Below are 19,449 nucleotides of genomic sequence, written 5' to 3' on the forward strand. Positions count from 1 at the left end.
ATCCATTCAAAATGAAAGTAGCAGTAGTAGGAGCAACAGGACTCGTGGGGAGAAAAATGTTGCAGGTTTTAGAAGAAAGAAATTTCCCGGTTACAGAATTGTTGCCGGTCGCCAGTGAGCGTTCCGTGGGTAAAGAAATCACCTTCAAAGGGAAAAACTATAAAGTCATGGGAATGCAGGACGCTATCGACATGAAACCCCAGATCGCTATTTTCTCCGCCGGGGGGGACACCTCGCTCGAATGGGCTCCCAAGTTTGCCGCCGCTGGCATTACCGTGGTCGACAACTCATCTGCGTGGAGAATGGATCCGACGAAAAAACTCGTGATCCCGGAAATCAACGCCGACACACTGACCCGGGAGGATAAGATCATAGCCAACCCCAATTGTTCCACCATACAGATGCTAGTGGCACTCGCCCCCCTGCACAAGAAATACCGCATTAAGCGGGTGGTAGTATCCACTTATCAGTCCGTCACCGGAAGCGGTCTGAAAGGCATCAACCAACTGGAAGGGGAACGGGAAGGCAAAGAGGTAAAAAAAGCCTACGCCCACCAGATCGACCGCAACTGCCTGCCGCATTGCGACTCGTTCACCGATAACGGGTACACGAAGGAAGAAATGAAACTCGTGAACGAAACGTGCAAGATATTGAACGACGACACCATCAAGGTAACCGCTACCGCGGTAAGAGTTCCCGTCGAAGGCGGTCACTCCGAGAGCGTCAACATCGAGTTCGAGCAAGATTATAACCTGGGAGAACTCCGAGACCTGCTGGCTCACACACCCGGAATCGTTGTTCAAGACGATCCCTCGCAAAACCTCTACCCCATGGCAATCACCGCCAACGAGAAAGACGAGGTATTCGTGGGACGCCTCCGCCGAGACTTCTCCCAGCCAAACAGCCTCAACCTGTGGGTCGTTTCCGACAACCTCCGCAAGGGAGCCGCCACGAACGCCGTACAAATAGCGGAATACTTGAATGAACATCATCTAATATAACACGGGAAGAGCCGCCACGAAGGCGGCTCTTCTCTCATCACAAATTTTTCTCGCCCTTCCTGTCACCCTTTCGCATTTTTTGGGATTACTATACATAGTAATCACTTAAACAATATCCGAAGATGAAATGCTATTTTTTACTTTTATTATTTGCGCTATTCTCTTGCGCCACCCCCTTGCGCCACGGGAACAATATAAAAACTTCCGTCGACGTTGATGAATTACCGGAAATCGGGCTAGGCATATCGACAACAACCACTGACCTGCGAGTCGTTGAATTCGATTCCGCCAAACACGGGGAACGTATCATAGAAGACGCCGCAACCGTCTATCTAACCTTACACAACGGCTTCAGTGAACGCAAACAACTTTACGCGGAAAAAGGAGACCATATTCACCTCGCTTTCGACGGGAAAAACCTTCACCGCACGTCCAAGATCACGGGGGACCGCCCGCCCATCACGGAATATCTGTCCCGCTGGAAAGCCGTATTCCCCTCCCGCAGCATTTACACCCTGCCGTTGCCCGAGTTTGAGATGAAATTGAAAGAAACGATACAAACAAATTCAAGTTTGCTGGATTCTTGTGAAAGTGCATTGAACAAGGCAAGTAAGAAATTCGTGAAACTGGAACGTGCCCGCATGAAATACCTGCTCGGGTCTGTCCTCGTGAATTATCCTTACGCCCACGGCTGGAAAAACCGAAAGGACATCGATGCCGATTACTACACCATGCTCGAAAACTGGATCGAGGAGGACAACAACTACCTCGACCTTCCGGAATACCGGACATTCGTCACGCATGCATGCTCATTCCTGGGCTCGCGGAACGAAGAAAACGCAGCGACTCCTTACGAGAATGTACTGAAACAAATACAATACGCCGCCCGAAATTTCAAACAAGATGAAGTGATACAAAGGTTCATCGCCACTTGGGCTAGCGAGTACGTGCAACGCAACGGCATCACGCAAATCGAGGAACTGGATAAAATCACGAGAGAGAGACTGACAAACCCAGACTTACTCTCCCGTTACACGAGCGTATATGATAGCTGGAAATGCCTGGAACCGGGCAATGAAGCGATAGATTTCATCGCCAGAGACTCAACGGGCAAAGAGTATAGCCTAAAAAATTTCCGCAACGGATACGTCTGCCTCTATATCTGGCAAAACGTCTCCCCTTGCCTCGTGGAATTCGCCCACCTGCAGGAACTAGCCCCCCTGTTCAAGGAAAAGAACGTCCACCTGGTAAACCTCTCCATTGAACCCAAAAACGAAACGTGGAGGGAAGTGATCAGGAATAAAAATCTCCAGACGGGAACCCACCTTTACCTGGAGGGGACACGAGAATTCCTCTCGAAATACCACTACAGTTCCTGGAACGTTTTCCAATTCATCTTAATCACCCCGGACGGGAAAATAGCGGGCAGCCACCTCCCGAAAGCCTCCTCCGGAGAACTTGAAAAATATTTGAAAGAACAGCTTTGAATCGATCAATAATCATAACAAAGTACAATCATTAACAGGATTGTACTTTGCTATTTCAACTATTTTTCGTTTTTTTGTTACGTGAAAAACGCCCGTATCATGGTAAAGTCCGATAAATTCATACAAGGCATAAACAACAAGGACCCTCTCGCATGGAAAGAATTATATCGCTTTTACTACGGGGCATTATGTAATTATTCTTCCTCGCTCGTGAACGAAACGAACTTCGTCGAGGATATCGTGCAGGAGTGCCTAGTTGTGGTCTGGAAATCGGACTTGTATTTCCAGAATGTTAAAATACTTACCTCTTATTTGTACCGTTCTGTGTACAATAACACGTTAAAATACATCCGGGACAAGAAGGTCGAAGACAAGCGAAAAACAGAATGGAGCCTCACGCAGGAGGAACTGGAAGATAACATGTTCTACCAGGCCATAGAGGAAGACGTCATCCGTAAATTGCGTGTCGCGATCAGCCGCCTCCCCGAGCAACGCCAAGCGATCGTGCAATTAAGCATTGACGGGCTTTCCATCCAAGAAATCGCATTGCAACTCGGCGTAAGCGCCAATACCGTCAAAACACAGAAGAAAAGGGCATATTCATTTATAAAAGAAAATTTAAAAGACTATTTCGGGTTATTGCTTTTGCTGGATATATTGAAGTAATTGAACGTTTTAGCTCTCGAAAATAAATTTTTAAGAAAAAAAAACACTCCAGCTGTCACCCGCAGGACCACTTTTGGGATATAATAGGCAAAAAATATTATATCATGAAGTGGAATACTTTTTCAGACAAATCGGAACGGCTGTTCCGCCAGATTTTGGGCAAGGAAAGAGGATCCTCGCACGAGGACGCCCGCCTGGAGTATCTCGTGCGGAAATTATCCGACAAACGGTATCTGCGTAAAAAAATAGAAGCCCAGGAACGGTTCGATTACTTGAAAGCCTATCACAAGAACATCGCTCCCGCTAAAGCCATGCGCCGCGGTCCCTATTTAAAAATCGCCGCAGCCATCTTGCTTCTGATCGGCTCGGGCATATTTTTGTACACGCGCCAGCAAGATAATAACGAGGAATATTATAACGAGATATTCTTATCGAACATTCATCCAGGCAAACAACAAGCATTGTTAATCACGCACGACGGACAGAGGATAGAACTTAACCGGAATACCCGCCAAACCATCAAACAAAATGGGACGAGGATGCAAATCGACACGGCAGGACTGCAATACCACACGAACGATACCACCGCGCCAAGCTCATTCCGCGACACGTTGGTCATCCCCCGGGGCGGAGAGTTCACGCTCACGTTACAGGACGGGACCAAAGTGTGGCTGAATTCCGATTCACGGCTTACCTACCCGACAAATTTCAACGGCACAACACGAGAGGTATCCATATCGGGAGAAGCCTATTTCAGCGTTGCCCGCTCGGACATTCCCTTTATCGTGAAAACAGACAAGGGTGACATCACTGTGCTGGGCACGGAATTTAACGTGAACAACTACCCGGGAAACCGGGAAACCGTGACCACCCTGGTAAACGGGAAAATAGCCTATCTCTCTCCTGACGGGGAAAAGTTTGTCTTAACTCCCAATCAACAAATCACCATAAACCAAGACGGGCAGAAAGAAATTAAAAACGTGGACACACGATACGCTACTTCATGGAAAAACGGCATGTTCCTGTTCCAGGAAATGAGGTTGGAAGATATCATGAACCAACTCGAGAGATGGTATGACGTCCAAGTGTGCTACACGGAGGAAAAGGCAAAAGACCTGCACTTCTCGGGCGACTTGAGCCGCTTCAAAAATATCGGCACATTCATCGAAATGTTCGAGAAAAGTTCGGATATAAAAATCGAAATACAAGGAAGAAAGCTAATCGTCGGAATACAATAATACCAGCGGCGACAGTGGATAACCATATCAAACAATAAATCAATATTATGAAAAAAAAGAACAGAACAGCGTACATTTTTGTTAGTTTTCTATTCTTATCCGTTGCATTGTTGTGCGGTAGACAGACTTACGCACAAGATAAGACGGTAAACTTGAACTACAAAGATGCCTCTTTCGTGGAAGTCATCAACGAGTTCCGCAAACAGACTGGGGTTAAATTCATGTACAACCTGGAAAAGGTGAAAGACAAAAGGTGCAAAGACCTTGTCGTCAAGAACGCCCCCGTGAAAGAAGCCATTGACATCGTGCTGACACATTTCGGGTTAACTTACTCGATGGTAGAAGGCGTGGTCGTGGTGAAAGAAAAAACAGAAGAACCTCAAACGAAAAAAGTCATCAAAGGAACCGTGGTTGACGAAAACGGAGACCCTCTTCCCGGGGTGACTGTGCTCATCAAAGGTACCAGCGTGGGCGTTTCCACGGACGTGAACGGAAATTTCAACATCACGATTCCCAGTTCCGGAGAGCAAACCCTCATTTTTTCTTTCATCGGTATGCAAAGACAAGAAATTGCCTGCAAGGATGACAAACCGTTGCATATCGTCATGAAACTGGACGAGACACAACTAGAAGAGGTGGAGATCGTGGAAACGGGTTATAGCCGCCTTCCCCGCAAGGATATGGTAGGTTCCTTCACCACGGTAAAGGCCGAGGATATCATGATGCCCGGCGCCAACTCCATCGATCAGATGTTGCAAGGAAAGATCCCGGGAATGATGGTAGTAAACAGTTCCTCCCGCGTGGGTAGCAAACCGCAAATCACCATCCGCGGACGCTCCACGCTTCTGGGTAACACCGACCCATTGTGGGTAGTAGACGGTATTATCCAACCGGACCCGCTTTCCATTGATGCGACCCAATACATTGCCGGCGATTTGAAGAACCTGATCGGGAACCAAATTTCATGGTTGAACCCAGCGGACATCGAAACTATCACCGTACTGAAAGACGCTTCGGCAACCGCTATCTACGGTTCGAAAGCTTCCAACGGTGTCATCGTGATCACGACAAAACAAGGCAAAACAGAAAGAACGAGCGTTCGCTATTCGGTAAACTTCTCCATGCGAGCACGCCCGAACTACGGGATGTTCAATTTCATGGACTCCAAGGAGCGCATCCAGTTCAGCAAAGAGGCTTACGATGCCGGTGCCCGGTATCAAAGCGACCCACTTCCCCAGATTTACACGTACGAAGGGTTAATGGCTTTGTATAACCAACGCCAAATCTCGGAAAGCGAATTTATGCACAAAATGGAATGGCTGGAGACGTGCAACACGGACTGGTTCGATTTGTTGACCCGCAATTCTTTCAGCCACAACCATAATATAAGTATTTCCGGTGGTTCAAAGAAAACGACCTACAACGCTTCTTTCGGGTATAACAATAGCCGCGGTATTGAAATCGGAGATGACTATAACCAATTGACATCCCGTTTGAATATCTCTTCTCAATTGTGGGAAAAGGTTCGGGTGAGCTTCAACATCAACGCCACGCTAAGCAACAGTGACGGTTTCGGTCCCGGTGTGTCACCGCTGTCATACGCCACGACAACCAGTCGCTCCGTTCCCGCTTTCGAGGAAAACGGAGAGCGTGCATTTTACAAGGAATACGGAACGTATGCCTGGAATGGCTTGGGAAATTTAGAGTTCGGGTACAATTTCATGAATGAATTCGACAATAGTTATTCCAAAAACAAACTGACCCGTATAAGCTCGACGATCAATTTAGACTGGGATATCACCAATTGGTTGAAATACTCATTTGTTGGCGGCATTTCCTCCTCTGGGAACCAATCTACCTCTTACGCGGGAGAAAAAACCACTTATATTGCCCGCAACTACCGGGGATACGATTACGGAACGGAAAAACCTAATTCCGCAAGATTCAATGCTGCCATGTTGCCTTATGGAGGCCAATTGACCACCAACAACACGAATTCTATCAATTATAACATGCAACACAAAGTGAGTATTTCACGCACGTTCAACGAGATTCACCGTTTGAATGCCATGTTTGCGGTGGAACTTACTTCTAACGTAAATAGAAATAATACCAATACCATCTGGGGATACGTTCCGGAACGAGGAGAAATCTTAGTAAGACCCACTGCCCCCTCTCAAATCGAACCTATAGCAAAACCTAATGTCGGTGATTGGGCTGTTTATGAAGAACTTTTCTCGGGAGGCTGGAAAAACACGACCGTCACGAATAATTCCTTGTCTTTTTTCGGAACAATAGCCTACGCACTAAAAGACCGTTACGTCATCAACGCAAATATCCGAGGAGACGGTTCCAACCGATTCGGACAAGATACCCGGAAACGATTCGACCCGACTTATTCTTTCGGTCTATCGTGGAGAATGGCAGAAGAGAACTTTATCAAGGATAATATCACTTGGCTTGACCAATTGAACCTGCGTGCCACATACGGAATACAGGGATACGTGGTCACATCTATCAGTCCGGACTTGATTGCCCACCAAGAAGGAGTCCTTGGCGGATATAACGAATACACCATCACCATATCCAGCATTCCCAATCCGCATTTGAAATGGGAACGCACCCGCACATGGAATTTCGGTTTAGATATGCAAATATTCCGAGGAATTACCATGGTACTCGAGTATTACGGAAGACGTTCAAATACTTTCCTATCGGAAGACGTGGCAGAAGAGTACGGTATGTCCACCCTTCGTTTGAACGGCGGACGCATCTACAACGAGGGAGTGGAATTCTCCATGAACATGACCCCATACAAGCAAAAAGATTTTGTCTGGACCATCGGTTTGAACGCTTCCAAAAACTGGAACTCATCGCAAAACAATGATCTGACCGCCAAAGCGAATAGACTCACTAAAAGCTCATTCATCAACGGTAGCAGCCAACGTCCTTTAAAGAAGGGGAAGCCTCTGAGTGCTTTTTGGTCCTATTCTTTCGCAGGCTTAAATTCTGAAAACGGTTACCCGGAATTCAACCTGCTCGATTTTGAAACCGCCGATCCGGAAATAGACCCCACTACTTTCCTAGTGTACTCCGGGCAAAGTGAACCCTACTTCACGGGAGGTTTCAATACCAGCGTCCGTTACAAATCATTGCAAGTAACGGCTTATTTCTCCGCTTTGGTGGGCGCCAAGAAGCGTTTGCCCAATCCATACGCCAATTTTACCAGCGGTAAACTACCCAATCCTATCAAGAATTTGTCCAAAGATTTGACCAAACGCTGGAAAAAAACGGGAGATGAGAAATCAACGATTATTCCGGCACTGTATACTTCCGTGGACAATATCCTTAACCTGACAACACCGGACGGCATTACGACTAATTCACGGTACGACATGTGGGCAAATTCGGATGCTATGGTAGTGGATGCCTCATTCCTGCGTTGCACATCCATCGCCATTTCGTGGAATATGTCTCCCAAGTTATGTCAAAAATTTAGGGCAACCTCTTTCAGTCTTAACGCAACGGTAAGCAATCCGTTTGTCATTGCCAGCAAACGATTCGACGGGTTTGATCCCGAATTAAGCAATAATTCTTCTCAAAGTGTTATGCCGAAGATATTTTCATTCGGATTGAGTGTAGGATTTTAATCAATAGAAATTATGAAACAATTCACTATATTTATATTTTTAGCCAGCTTTCTTTTCGGTTGCGGTGATTTCCTAGAACCGAAAGCCAAAAGCGAATTCGTTCCCAAAGACGCCGCAGCGATGAATGAATTATTGCTGGGAGAGGCTTATCCCCGCTATGATCGGGCAGATCTAAATATCTTTCTCGGTTTATTGGATGACGATGTAGACGGAGCGCCTTATCAAAAACCTAAAGAAGGAGGCGGAGTCAATCCCGACCTTTGGGTCGCCGCTTTTAGCTGGCAACCGGAGATGTACGAACAGATGTACGAAGCCTCTAACCTTAATATTTCCACCTATAGAAGGTTTTACGAACTGATTTTAGGGGCAAATGCCGTGCTGGATTACATCGAAGAGATCAATGACAAAGACCTAGAAATGATGAATTCAGTGAAAGCACAGGCGTTGACATTGCGTGCATTCTATTACCTGACACTAGTCAATATTTTCGGAACCCCTTACAATTATGACAAAACGGCTATGGGCGTACCGTTGAAACTAAATAGCGGAGTGGAATTAAAGGACCTGGCAAGAAACAGCGTCGAGGAGGTGTACTCTCAAGTGATAGCAGATTTGCAAGAGGCGGGACGCCTCTACCATTTACTACCTGAGGCCCAACAATGGGAAGCCAACTATCGGACCAGCCTGCCCATGGTACATTTACTACTTTCCAGAACATATTTATACATGGAAGAGTGGGAGAATGCCGCCATTTATGCGGACTCCGTCATGTCGAACAAGAATTTCCAATTGTTAGACTTAAACTCCGTTGCCGACGAAGATGGACGGGGTATCCCCGTTTACATGGACTACCACACGTACCAGACTTCACCGGAAACAATCTTCCCGTACTTCAATGTAGGTGATTGCGTAAATTGGTTATATAATGCACGCAGTAGTGAGGGTGAACACCCGTATTTCCGGGCTTCCCCAAAATTACTGAATACCTTTGAATCCACAGATTTACGCAAAACCCGCTACATCAGCCGCAGCAACTATATCGCTCCCGGAGAAGAAGGATACATGTACCAAGCATTCGGTAAAATAGCCATGAGAAGCGGAGAAAATTATTATCAACCTTTATTCAATGCCGTATTGACCTTCGGAAGAAGTTTGCGCCTGTCAGAAGCTTACCTGAACTATTGCGAGGCAAAAGCCATGTTGGCACAGCAAGGCAATACCGCAGCCCAAGGCGAGGCTATCCATGTTTTGGAAAAATTGCGTGTAAAACGCTTTGCCCCGGAAAATTATCACGCAGCAAATATTACCGGCATAGAGAATTTAATCGACTTCATTCGGGAAGAGCGGCGAAGAGAATTGTGCTTTGAAGACCACCGTTGGTTTGACTTGCGTCGTTGGGGCATGCCAGAAATTCAACACACGTGGCATCCGGACGAAAACACGAGAATCGTATACACGTTAAAGAAAAACGACCCGAGTTACACCGTACCTCTTCCTTCAACAGCGTTGGAATCAAATGCTTACCTACATCAAAACCCATTGGCAGAAGCTCCGCGCGTGGGAGATATCTCAACAATAAACAACTAAAAAATAAAAGCATGAAAAAACATCTATTATCACTATTCGCTGCAGGCCTCATTTCCCTAGCGACAGGATGTTACAATGAGGATCCGGTGACCCCATCGGGAAACTATTCCACGCTTCGATTCGAATTTCCGCAAGGTGACAACCTATGGGATCATGATGCTGAAGAAATTCACCAGAAGTATCAAGTATATTTGCTATACAAGGACATTACCGACTATGACTTGAACCGAAAATGGCAGTCATTAGGTAGCGGTTCTCTCTATGCCGGAAACGCCTTGAATGACGAGCAGGCAGAGTTCTATATCAATTTTTTCAAACAGCATGTATTTAATTTCATTACCCCGGAAGTGGCTCGATATGCCCTACCTGTCAAAATTTATATGTTAGATAATTTTAGAAAAGTAGCAGAAGATTCCGGATCCGATACCGGTGGGACTGGAGGAACAGGAACAGGTACTGGGACCGGAACGGGAACAGGCTCTGGGACTGGAACGGGAACAGGCACTGGGACTGGAACGGGAACAGGCACTGGGACTGGAACGGGAACAGGCACTGGGACCGGAACGGGAACAGGCTCTGGGACTGGAACGGGAACAGGCACTGGGACTGGAACGGGAACAGGCACTGGGACTGGAACGGGAACAGGCACTGGGACCGGAACGGGAACAGGCTCTGGGACCGGAACGGGAACAGGCTCTGGGACTGGAACGGGAACAGGCACTGGGACTGGAACGGGAACAGGCACTGGGACCGGAACGGGAACAGGATCTACAACAACTCCGGTAGACCCAAACTTTGTTCCTTTAAAGACTGACGGTTTCGATTATTGGGCCGTATCCTTTACCGCATCGGAAATGGCAAACAAAGATAAAAAAGCCTACAAAGTCAAACGCTGTACATTCTTGGCAAACATGTTCATCGCTGCCCTTATGGAAGGAGTGCTTAGTGAACCTGTTAACATGGAAGATGGCATTGATTTTACAAATCGCTACTATACAAGCGATCGTGATAAAGAGGATAAGGATTATTACATCACTCGCGGATTTATTAAACGAATCAATCCTACATTCACGGATGCCCCCACGAGCAGACCGCCTGTTTATTTTTCTACGGCAGTATCCTCTCTCAGCATGTACACTCTATCAACAACCTCTTATCCAGATGAAAAAACAGAAAGCAAGTCTTACGTTTACTTTATCACATATCTAAGAGCTGCTCTTTGGTATTCTCAAGAAGAATTTCAGAAAGAATATCCACCGGAAACATACCCTTTGGTGAACGAGAAATTCAACTTGGTTGTACAACACATGAAAGATTTAGGATTTGACATTGACGGTATCGTGAACGGACCACAAGAATAAATTAGGTGGGTGTGTTTCGACACACCCTCTAATTTATAAAATTAGAAAATCAAGTGTATTACAATCATGGTATCCTATCACATTAATAAATCTATATGAAATCAGTATTTTCCATCCTCTCGTTATTTTTTGCCCTTGTCTCTTCTGCCCAAACACTTCAATCAACGGAAAAACAGAAAGACTCTTTTACTTCCGCCCGAGAAATCCTAACTGCTTACCCTAATTGCAGCCCCAAACATTCGGCAGCCAATCTACGGAACAAGTGCCATTTCATCCTGCAAGGAGGAGCATATATTATTTCCCACCGAGGTAAGCCTCAAGATATTTCCTTGTTATTGAAGCACCTCCCCCGAATAAACATCGAAGATTCCATTGTGACCGCCTTCATGAGTCAACACGGGACGGCAAAATTTACCGACTATTACTACATGCTCCAGGCATTGAAAAAGGGGGAGACATTTGATGCTGCCCGGGATGGAATTTCCATGTCCACCGAATTCCCCACACGCTCGCTCAATCACAACGATTATACCAAATTAAAAGATATTTTTTCTCATAACAATACATTACTACACGACACTTACTTGGAAAAGATGAAATTTCTTTTTCGAAATAACGGATACCCGAAAGAAATTGCCAAATTACAACCGATCATAGAATCGCACGTGGCAGATTCCCCGTTAAAGCAAGAGATATTAAAACTATACGCACAATATGCCCCCCTTGCCGAAGGAAAGCCCGCCCCCTTATCTCCTTTACAAGATGTAGACGGTAAAAATTACACATTTGCCGATTTCAAAGGGAAAGTAATTGTCGTAGACATCTGGGCTACATGGTGCTGTAATTGCATTGAAAAGATGCCTAAATTCATGCAATTAAAAGAGGAATTCCGGGGAAATAGCAAGATCATATTTCTCACCGTCTCGATTGACCGCAAAGACGCCCGCGACAAATGGCTAAAAGCGATTAAAAAGAATAATATGACCGATATGTTGAACCTGATTTCAACACCGACGAAAGAGTCCAACTTTGAAACGGAATATCACGTGGTGGGAATTCCCCGTTATTGTATCATAGACAAAAAGGGACAAATCGTGACAACATTCGCTCCCGGTCCCGGTAAAGAAATGAAAGAATTAATTCTAAATGCATTAAAACAATAGTTATGAAATTCATTTATCTCACTTTTTTGCTAATCTGCCTCACGAGCAATTGCATTGCCCAAAAAGGTACAAATTTTGAAGACCTGACTTTTAAAGAAGCGTTAGCAAAATCGAAACAAACAGGAAAAAAGTTATTCATTGATTGCTACACGAAAACTTGCGGTCCGTGCAAATATATGGTCAAGTTCATTTTCCCATTAAAGGAATGCGGCGAGTATTTCAATAGCAATTATATCTGTATCATGAAAGATATGCAGGAAGGCGAAGGCATCGACATTGCGAAGAAATACAACGTAAAGATGTTTCCAACTTATTTAATACTGAATCACGACGGAAGCGTTTACTGCCGCCTGGATGGAGGAGCCGTTTCCAAACCGGAAGATGATTTCGTGCAAAAAGTCAAGAACGTGGTGAAGCTAACCGAAATGAAACAACAATACGAAAAAGGCGACCGTAGCGATGCTTTTTTAAAAGAATATATCGCTTTCTTGCAAACACACGATAAAAAACAGTTTCAGAAAATTCTAAGCGAAACGATGCTCTCTCTTGGAGTAAACAAATTGTGCGAACCGGAAAACTGGAATCTTATTAAAAATGAAATTGAAAGTATAGACTCCCCGCTTTTCCGTTATCTCGTGAATAACAGGGATGCATTTAGCCGGCAACTGGGACAACAAGAAGTCGAAGACAAAATCATGAACACCTATTCAAATGAATTTCGTATACAGAAAATGATGAACATGAATTTCGACAGCCGGATGCAAGATTTAAAACAATTCGAGAAAGATAACTACAAAGGAGCCCGATCGCTAAGATATTGTATGCTTTTTCGACAAATCATCAATAATAAACAAACAAAGCGAGTTGGCGAAATTCTTAAAGTATTACAAAATCTTCCCAAACAAATACCGAACGAACAGGAACTCATGAATGTTTTACAAGAACTGCAAAACTTTGAAAGGACTACAACCCCTGCACAACAAAAAGAAGCTTGCTTCTACTTACAGGAGATCGCCAAAAACCTTCAACCGGAAAACTCTTCCCGGATAAACAATATAATAGCACGCTTTTCAAAAGAATAGAGCGACGCTCTCATCCCTAGCCCCTCCCATACGCGGGACAACTAGGGATGAATACTTCAATAAGCAATTTCAGGACATGACCTCTTGTATTGTAACATCATACATTTCGGGTTCCTCATCACATTCACTACATACATAACACGCATAACCGGAGTCCACCGGGCAAGGATGTACATACAGGGATAATTTCTTTTCTCCCTCATACAAATTAATACCTCCCGTTGAAAATTGTACCAGAAAACTATTCAAGGGACGGGTAAGCCCCGTGCCAATATATTTCAAGAAACTTTCCTTAACAGACCAGTAATCGTAGAATAATTTATTCAGCTCGTCACCGGACACCGCTTTCAATGCCTGCACCTCCTGCTTATGGAAGAAACGCCCGGCGACCTCCATTCTCGCCTTTGCCCGCTTCTCTATATCTACCCCTATTTCACGATCTGAAACGGCGCAGACCACGTAATCGCCCGAATGGGATATATTAAAAAAGATATTCTCCTTATCTGCGATAAAAGGTTTCCCTTTCTCCCCCCGGGCTATCCGATAATTTCCCCAAAGCAAACCCCAATATCTTTCCAGTGCCAACCCCACTAACGTTTCGCCAAGCATACGACGAATTGCCACCCCCTTATGCCTGAATCCCCGAGCTTCATCGAAACACTCCGCCGACACCTTTTTTTGCAGAGAAGTGAACACCTCATCATACATTTCATCTGACGGAACCCGAATAAATAATATTTTAATCATGGCACAAAGTTAGAAAAGATATAAATAACAATCTTTTCAATAGGACAAATATTTTAGAAAATCTAATAAACACGGGGCTCTTAACGTTATTTTAAAACACAACAAATAAAAATTTAAGAAAATATTCACATTTCTGGTCAAAAAACTTGCTTATATCATTTTTATATCCTAATTTTGAAACATCAAATTAACGTTTAGATAACATTTCAAAAACAAGGGTCATGGAAGCAAAAAAAACATCCCGTTCCAATTTGGAAAACAAGCGGTTCATTTTCCGCGAGATAGGGCTTATTGTTGCCTTAGCAGCTGTGTTTTTTGCCTTTGAGACAAAATTCTACCAGGAAGAAACGAAAGAAATTGTTATTCCCGTTCAAGGTGGTGACGATATAGAAGTTCTTCCGATCACGATGCCTCAAACAGCATCAAGACCGTTACCGAAGATCATGGTAAAACCCATTGATGTTATCACGATCGTGGACGAAGTTCCGGAATTTGAGGATTTAGAAATCATAGATTTCAACGAAAATCAAAAAGGCTCGGTAAATGGTACAGGAGATCCTTATAGTGATTACACGGGAGATGGAGAAGAGAATTTTGGTGAAGAAACTATATTTGTAAGAGCCGAATTTATGCCTCAATTTAACGGAGATTTAGGAAAATGGCTTGGTAAAAACTTAAAATACCCAGTAAGAGCACAAGAAGCGGGAGTGCAAGGAAGAGTGTACATCGAATTCATCATTGAAAGAGATGGTAGCATCACCGATGCGAAAGTGATTCGTTCCGTTCATCCCGACTTGGACAAAGAAGCTCTGCGAGTGGTAAACTCCATGCCGAAATGGAAACCCGGAATGCAAAGAGATAAAGCCGTGAGAGTGAAATTCACGATTCCGATCTCGTTCCGTTTAAACTATTGAAACATACAGTGATTTACATACAATACGAACATCCCGAAAAAGGACAATCCAAATGGTTGTCCTTTTTTATTTTATTTATTTAAGAAGATTTTAATAGAACAGAGGCTATATCTTAACATTTTCTTCAAAAAAAAGAGAGCAACTATTGCAGTTTTATCCGAATTTGTTTATTTTTACCGACGCAATTAGACAAGAAATATATAGAGCTTATAATATTAAACTAATAACATGGAAATCAAAAAAACACCGAAGGCAGACCTAGAAGGAAAGAAAGCTATTTTCTTCGAGATCGGTCTGGTACTTGCTCTAGCTGTTCTGCTTTGTGCCTTCAACTGGAAGACAAACTCTAAAGTGGAAGAAGGTTTCGTTACCGTTGCTGATGAGCCAGTCGATGAGGAAATCATTCCAATTACTCAACAGATGATGAAACCGCCTCCACCACCTCCACCAGCTCCCAAGTTGACAGACTTGATCGAGATCGTGGACCAAGAGTTGGATATCGATGAAGAATTGGAAATCCAAGACGCTGAAGCAGACGTTGAGAACCGTACCGATTATAGTTATGATTACGACGGAGCTGGATACGATGAAGGAGATTATGGTGAAGAAGACGTATTCCAAGTAGTAGAGGATATGCCCACGTTCCCGGGAGATATCAACAAGTGGTTGGGGAAAAACGTGAAATACCCGGTTATTGCACAAGAAAACAATATCCAAGGTAGAGTTACCGTACAATTCGTGATTGAAAAAGACGGTAGTATCACTGACGTGAAAGTGCTGAGAGGTGTTGACCCTTCTTTGGACAAAGAAGCCGTTCGCGTGGTAAAATCCATGCCGAAATGGAAACCTGGAAAACAAAGAGGCAAACCAGTACGAGTTTCTTACACTGTACCTATCAACTTCAGATTACAGTAAAAAACACTTTAAAATTAATAAAGGGGCTGTCAAATATTTGTCAGCCCTTTCTTTTCCTTATATATGAGCGATTATTTTTACACGAAAAAAGAAGCAGAAAAAGCAATTCTTGTAGGCGTAGCACTACAATCAGAAAATATCAGCTACGACACCATGTGCGAATACCTGGACGAACTAGCCTTTTTGGCAGAGACTGCAGGAGCGGAAACCGTGAAAATATTCACACAGAATTTGGACAAACCGGTAACGGCAACTTTCGTGGGAAAAGGTAAATTGGAAGAAATCAAAAACTACGTCGAGGAGAATGACATAGACCTCGTCATCTTTGACGATGAACTCAGCCCTACCCAACTCCGGAACATCGAACGGGAACTACAAGGTAGAAAAGTACTCGACCGAACAAACCTGATTCTCGATATTTTCGCCAAAAGAGCCCGCACCGCAGAAGCAAGAGCACAAGTGGAGCTTGCCCAATACCAGTATTTACTTCCCCGGTTAACGGGAATGTGGACACACTTGGAAAGGCAAAAGGGAGGTATTGGTCTACGCGGTCCTGGTGAAACAGAAATAGAAACCGACCGGCGTATCATCCGGGACAAGATCACTCGCTTGAAAGAACAGCTGGAAAAAATCGACAAACAAATGGTCACGCAACGCAAGAACCGGGGAAAACTGGTTCGGGTGGCACTCGTGGGATACACCAATGTCGGTAAATCCACGCTAATGAACCTCTTGAGTAAATCAGAAGTGTTTGCCGAAAATAAACTTTTCGCCACGCTCGACACGACGGTACGCAAGATTGCTATCAAGAATGTACCGCTATTGCTAGCCGACACGGTGGGATTTATTCGCAAATTACCCCATCACCTGGTAGAATCCTTCAAATCTACCCTCGATGAGGTGAGAGAAGCCGACGTGATCCTTCACGTGGTAGATATTTCACACCCGCAATTTGAAGATCAGCTACGGGTTGTAAATGAAACACTCAGCGAGCTTATAGAAAACCCGAAGCCCACGATCACGGTATTCAATAAAATAGATGCCTTTACTTACACGAAAAAAGACGAAGACGACCTTACACCCATAGAACGCAAGAATTATAGCTTGGACGACCTGAAACAAATGTGGATGTCCAAACAGGGCGGAGAAACGGTCTATATCTCGGCAAAAGGCAAAGAGAACATCGAAGAATTAAAAGAAAAATTATACGACATTGTCAAGGATATTCATTCCGCACGTTTTCCTTTTAACGATTTCTTGTATCAAGACTACGACGAAACAGAATAGCACAAGAATCTGTTTGAATCGACAGTATAAAACGAATGGAGGGAGTGGGCTTTTACCACTTCCTTCTAAAACTCCTCCGTCGGCTATGCCGCCACCTCCTCTATAAACAGAAGAGAATTCACTAGGGGCTTTCCTCGGGAAGGCACGCTCACAGAATCCGTGCGTTAAACAACTTTCACCTTTTTTACATAAAAGAGAATGTCGAAATTTGGTTTTTCGGCTAACTTTTTGTATATTAGAGGTAAAAGCTTAACCTAAACAATTAAGTTATGGAAACAAAGAAATCATCTAAAGCAAACCTCGAAAACAAGAAGGGTATCTTCTTCGAGATAGGACTAATCATAGCATTAGCCTGTCTACTCGGTGCTTTCGAGTGGAAAACTAACGTGAAGGTTGAAGAAGTCTTCATAACAGTAGCAGAAGAGCCAATAGAGGAGGACATCATCCCCATCACGCAACAAGCACGGATGCAACCACCTCCTCCACCTCCTCCCGCTCCCAGGCTGACTGATCTTATTCAAATTGTTGAAGAGGAACTTGATTTCGACGAGGCATTAGACATCCAAGATGCAGAATCCAACGCCGCCAACAGCAACTCGTACGGCAACAACCATTCGAGCAACGGGTACAGCGAGTACGGTGAGGGTAACGGAGAGGGTGATTACGGAGAATCAGACATTTTCGTCGTTGTCGAGGATATGCCACGCTTCCCGGCAGGCGACCTCAACCAATGGTTGTCCAAACACGTCAAATACCCGGTAATTGCCCAGGAGAATAATATCCAAGGCAGAGTTTCCGTACAATTCGTTATCGAAAAAGACGGTAGTATCACCGATGTAAAAGTCATCCGGTCTGTCGATCCGTCACTGGATAAAGAAGCAATACGCGTGATTAAATCCATGCCCAAATGGATTCCGGGGAAACAACGAGGCAAACCGGTAAGAGTATCCTACACGGTTCCAATCAATTTCAAATTACAATAAAATAAGAAGAGGGACTTTCGGAGTCCCTCTTCTTAATACTATTTTACTATAATCAAGAAATAGTTCTTTTTCCCGCTCTGCAATAAAATAAATTTATCATCTATCAAATAATCGGGAGTAACGATCAATTCCTGATCCTGTACTTTCTCTTTATTAATGCTGATGGCATTCCCCTTCAGGGAACGTCTTGCCTCTCCCTTGGAAGTCACCATAGATGTCTTTTCCGCCATCAGGTCTACGATATGAACACCTGCTTCCAAATCGGCTCTGGCAACGTCAAATTGAGGCACGCCTTCGAAAACAGACAACAAGGTTTCCTCGTCCAATCTCTTCAAAGCATCCGAAGTCGCGTTACCGAAAAGAATTTGCGATGCTTCCAATGCGGCATCATAAGCCTCTTCCCCGTGTATCAGGCAAGTCACTTCCTTAGCCAACACCTTCTGCAATTTACGCAAATGCGGGGCTTCCTGGTGTTCGGCGATCAAGGCATCGATTTCCGCCGGGGGCAATACGGTAAATATCTTGATATACTTGGCCGCATCATCGTCCGTGCTGTTCAGCCAGAACTGGTAGAACTTGTAAGGAGAAGTACGTTTCGGGTCTAACCACACGTTGCCTGATTCTGTTTTACCGAACTTCTTCCCGTCGCTCTTGGTCATTAAAGGCCAGGTCAAACCATAAGCCTCACCACCATCCTTACGACGGATCAATTCGCCCCCGGTAGTGATATTTCCCCACTGGTCAGAACCACCCATCTGCAACAGGCAATTGTAATTGCGACGCAAATACAAGAAATCATAACCTTGCACCAGTTGATATGTGAATTCGGTAAAAGATAATCCTTGTGCGGAATCGGCACTCAACCTTTTCTTCACGGAGTCTTTTGCCATCATGTAATTCACTGTGATATGTTTCCCCACATCCCGAATGAAGTCGAGGAAGGTGAATTTTTTCATCCAATCGTAATTGTTCACCATAATCGCAGCATTCGGCGCATCCGAGTTGAAATCAATAAACCGGGACAATTGTCCTTTGATCCCAGCCATGTTTTTTTCGATCGTTTCCTCGTCGAGCAAGTTACGCTCCAACGATTTACCACTGGGATCCCCGATCATTCCCGTGGCTCCCCCGATAACAAAGATGGGCTTGTGACCTGCCATCTGCAAGTGTTTCATCATCATCACCGAAACCAAATGCCCGATATGTAACGAATCAGCAGTAGGGTCAATCCCGACATAAGCCGTCGTCAATTCTTTTGCAAGTTGCTCTTCTGTACCCGGCATGATATTATGGATCATCCCTCTCCATCTTAGTTCTTCAACAAAGTTCATCGATTCTCAAATTTATATAGTTCGTATTCATTTTAGA

General features: G+C 44.4%; 16 protein-coding genes. 14 read left to right on the forward strand and 2 right to left on the reverse strand.

Annotated elements, in window-relative coordinates:
* Positions 1-11 precede the first annotated feature (11 nt).
* From BN8899_RS06500 to BN8899_RS06545, 10 genes are all read left to right on the forward strand, one after another.
* Positions 12-1,001, forward strand: coding sequence for an aspartate-semialdehyde dehydrogenase (locus tag BN8899_RS06500; protein WP_065218800.1), 990 nt, complete (start codon positions 12-14; stop codon positions 999-1,001).
* A 122-nt stretch (positions 1,002-1,123) separates the two neighbouring features.
* Positions 1,124-2,488, forward strand: coding sequence for a peroxiredoxin family protein (locus BN8899_RS06505; RefSeq protein ID WP_065218801.1), 1,365 nt, complete (start codon positions 1,124-1,126; stop codon positions 2,486-2,488).
* Positions 2,489-2,587: 99 nt separating this feature from the next.
* Positions 2,588-3,154 (forward strand): RNA polymerase sigma factor, encoded by a 567-nt coding sequence (locus BN8899_RS06510; RefSeq protein ID WP_065218802.1) that lies wholly within the window; start codon positions 2,588-2,590, stop codon positions 3,152-3,154.
* A 104-nt stretch (positions 3,155-3,258) separates the two neighbouring features.
* Positions 3,259-4,392, forward strand: a complete 1,134-nt coding sequence (locus tag BN8899_RS06515) for a FecR family protein (RefSeq protein WP_065218803.1) — start codon at positions 3,259-3,261, stop codon at positions 4,390-4,392.
* Between the two features lie 47 nt (positions 4,393-4,439).
* The gene (locus BN8899_RS06520) at positions 4,440-8,042 is read left to right on the forward strand and encodes a SusC/RagA family TonB-linked outer membrane protein (RefSeq protein ID WP_065218804.1); all 3,603 of its coding nucleotides are present in this window, start codon (positions 4,440-4,442) and stop codon (positions 8,040-8,042) included.
* A gap of 12 nt (positions 8,043-8,054) precedes the next feature.
* A complete protein-coding gene (locus BN8899_RS06525; RefSeq protein ID WP_065218805.1) occupies positions 8,055-9,629 on the forward strand; it encodes a RagB/SusD family nutrient uptake outer membrane protein in 1,575 nt (524 codons plus the stop codon).
* A gap of 429 nt (positions 9,630-10,058) precedes the next feature.
* On the forward strand, positions 10,059-10,415 hold the full coding sequence (locus BN8899_RS21115) for a hypothetical protein (protein ID WP_065218806.1): 357 nt from the start codon (positions 10,059-10,061) through the stop codon (positions 10,413-10,415).
* A 68-nt stretch (positions 10,416-10,483) separates the two neighbouring features.
* A complete protein-coding gene (locus tag BN8899_RS20710; protein ID WP_065218807.1) occupies positions 10,484-10,990 on the forward strand; it encodes a hypothetical protein in 507 nt (168 codons plus the stop codon).
* 95 nt (positions 10,991-11,085) lie between these two features.
* Complete coding sequence (locus BN8899_RS06540; protein WP_065218808.1) at positions 11,086-12,153, forward strand: TlpA family protein disulfide reductase; 1,068 nt, start codon at positions 11,086-11,088, stop codon at positions 12,151-12,153.
* 2 nt (positions 12,154-12,155) lie between these two features.
* Complete coding sequence (locus tag BN8899_RS06545; protein ID WP_065218809.1) at positions 12,156-13,235, forward strand: thioredoxin family protein; 1,080 nt, start codon at positions 12,156-12,158, stop codon at positions 13,233-13,235.
* 69 nt (positions 13,236-13,304) lie between these two features.
* On the opposite strand, the gene BN8899_RS06550 is transcribed toward BN8899_RS06545, so the two are convergent.
* Positions 13,305-13,982, reverse strand: coding sequence for a 4'-phosphopantetheinyl transferase family protein (locus tag BN8899_RS06550; protein WP_065218810.1), 678 nt, complete (start codon positions 13,980-13,982; stop codon positions 13,305-13,307).
* Positions 13,983-14,203: 221 nt separating this feature from the next.
* On the opposite strand from BN8899_RS06550, the gene BN8899_RS06555 reads away from it, so the two are divergent.
* The 4 genes from BN8899_RS06555 to BN8899_RS06570 all read left to right on the forward strand — a co-directional run bounded on the left by BN8899_RS06555 (position 14,204) and on the right by BN8899_RS06570 (position 18,081).
* Positions 14,204-14,896 carry an energy transducer TonB gene (locus BN8899_RS06555; RefSeq protein WP_018339236.1) on the forward strand — a complete coding sequence of 231 codons (693 nt, stop codon included), beginning with the start codon at positions 14,204-14,206 and terminating at the stop codon, positions 14,894-14,896.
* Between the two features lie 228 nt (positions 14,897-15,124).
* The gene (locus tag BN8899_RS06560) at positions 15,125-15,811 is read left to right on the forward strand and encodes an energy transducer TonB (protein ID WP_018339235.1); all 687 of its coding nucleotides are present in this window, start codon (positions 15,125-15,127) and stop codon (positions 15,809-15,811) included.
* A 63-nt stretch (positions 15,812-15,874) separates the two neighbouring features.
* Positions 15,875-17,098 carry a GTPase HflX gene (hflX, locus tag BN8899_RS06565; RefSeq protein ID WP_065218811.1) on the forward strand — a complete coding sequence of 408 codons (1,224 nt, stop codon included), beginning with the start codon at positions 15,875-15,877 and terminating at the stop codon, positions 17,096-17,098.
* A 269-nt stretch (positions 17,099-17,367) separates the two neighbouring features.
* On the forward strand, positions 17,368-18,081 hold the full coding sequence (locus tag BN8899_RS06570) for an energy transducer TonB (protein ID WP_065218812.1): 714 nt from the start codon (positions 17,368-17,370) through the stop codon (positions 18,079-18,081).
* Positions 18,082-18,119: 38 nt separating this feature from the next.
* Here BN8899_RS06570 and tyrS read toward each other — a convergent pair whose 3' ends face one another.
* Positions 18,120-19,412, reverse strand: coding sequence for a tyrosine--tRNA ligase (tyrS, locus tag BN8899_RS06575; protein ID WP_065218813.1), 1,293 nt, complete (start codon positions 19,410-19,412; stop codon positions 18,120-18,122).
* Positions 19,413-19,449 lie beyond the last annotated feature (37 nt).

The sequence above is a fragment of the Butyricimonas sp. Marseille-P2440 genome (assembly GCF_900091675.1).
Classification (GTDB): domain Bacteria; phylum Bacteroidota; class Bacteroidia; order Bacteroidales; family Marinifilaceae; genus Butyricimonas; species Butyricimonas synergistica.

Excerpts from the sequence above, each read along its gene's own strand:
- BN8899_RS06545 (WP_065218809.1), top strand. The coding sequence starts at position 12,156 with ATGAAATTCATTTATCTCACTTTTTTGCTAATCTGCCTCACGAGCAAT.
- BN8899_RS06510 (WP_065218802.1), top strand. The coding sequence starts at position 2,588 with ATGGTAAAGTCCGATAAATTCATACAAGGCATAAACAACAAGGACCCT.
- BN8899_RS06525 (WP_065218805.1), top strand. The coding sequence starts at position 8,055 with ATGAAACAATTCACTATATTTATATTTTTAGCCAGCTTTCTTTTCGGT.
- BN8899_RS06560 (WP_018339235.1), top strand. The coding sequence starts at position 15,125 with ATGGAAATCAAAAAAACACCGAAGGCAGACCTAGAAGGAAAGAAAGCT.
- BN8899_RS06505 (WP_065218801.1), top strand. The coding sequence starts at position 1,124 with ATGAAATGCTATTTTTTACTTTTATTATTTGCGCTATTCTCTTGCGCC.
- BN8899_RS06515 (WP_065218803.1), top strand. The coding sequence starts at position 3,259 with ATGAAGTGGAATACTTTTTCAGACAAATCGGAACGGCTGTTCCGCCAG.
- BN8899_RS06520 (WP_065218804.1), top strand. The coding sequence starts at position 4,440 with ATGAAAAAAAAGAACAGAACAGCGTACATTTTTGTTAGTTTTCTATTC.
- BN8899_RS20710 (WP_065218807.1), top strand. The coding sequence starts at position 10,484 with ATGGCAAACAAAGATAAAAAAGCCTACAAAGTCAAACGCTGTACATTC.
- tyrS (WP_065218813.1), bottom strand. The coding sequence starts at position 19,412 with ATGAACTTTGTTGAAGAACTAAGATGGAGAGGGATGATCCATAATATC.
- BN8899_RS06540 (WP_065218808.1), top strand. The coding sequence starts at position 11,086 with ATGAAATCAGTATTTTCCATCCTCTCGTTATTTTTTGCCCTTGTCTCT.
- BN8899_RS06550 (WP_065218810.1), bottom strand. The coding sequence starts at position 13,982 with ATGATTAAAATATTATTTATTCGGGTTCCGTCAGATGAAATGTATGAT.
- BN8899_RS06500 (WP_065218800.1), top strand. The coding sequence starts at position 12 with ATGAAAGTAGCAGTAGTAGGAGCAACAGGACTCGTGGGGAGAAAAATG.
- hflX (WP_065218811.1), top strand. The coding sequence starts at position 15,875 with ATGAGCGATTATTTTTACACGAAAAAAGAAGCAGAAAAAGCAATTCTT.
- BN8899_RS06555 (WP_018339236.1), top strand. The coding sequence starts at position 14,204 with ATGGAAGCAAAAAAAACATCCCGTTCCAATTTGGAAAACAAGCGGTTC.
- BN8899_RS06570 (WP_065218812.1), top strand. The coding sequence starts at position 17,368 with ATGGAAACAAAGAAATCATCTAAAGCAAACCTCGAAAACAAGAAGGGT.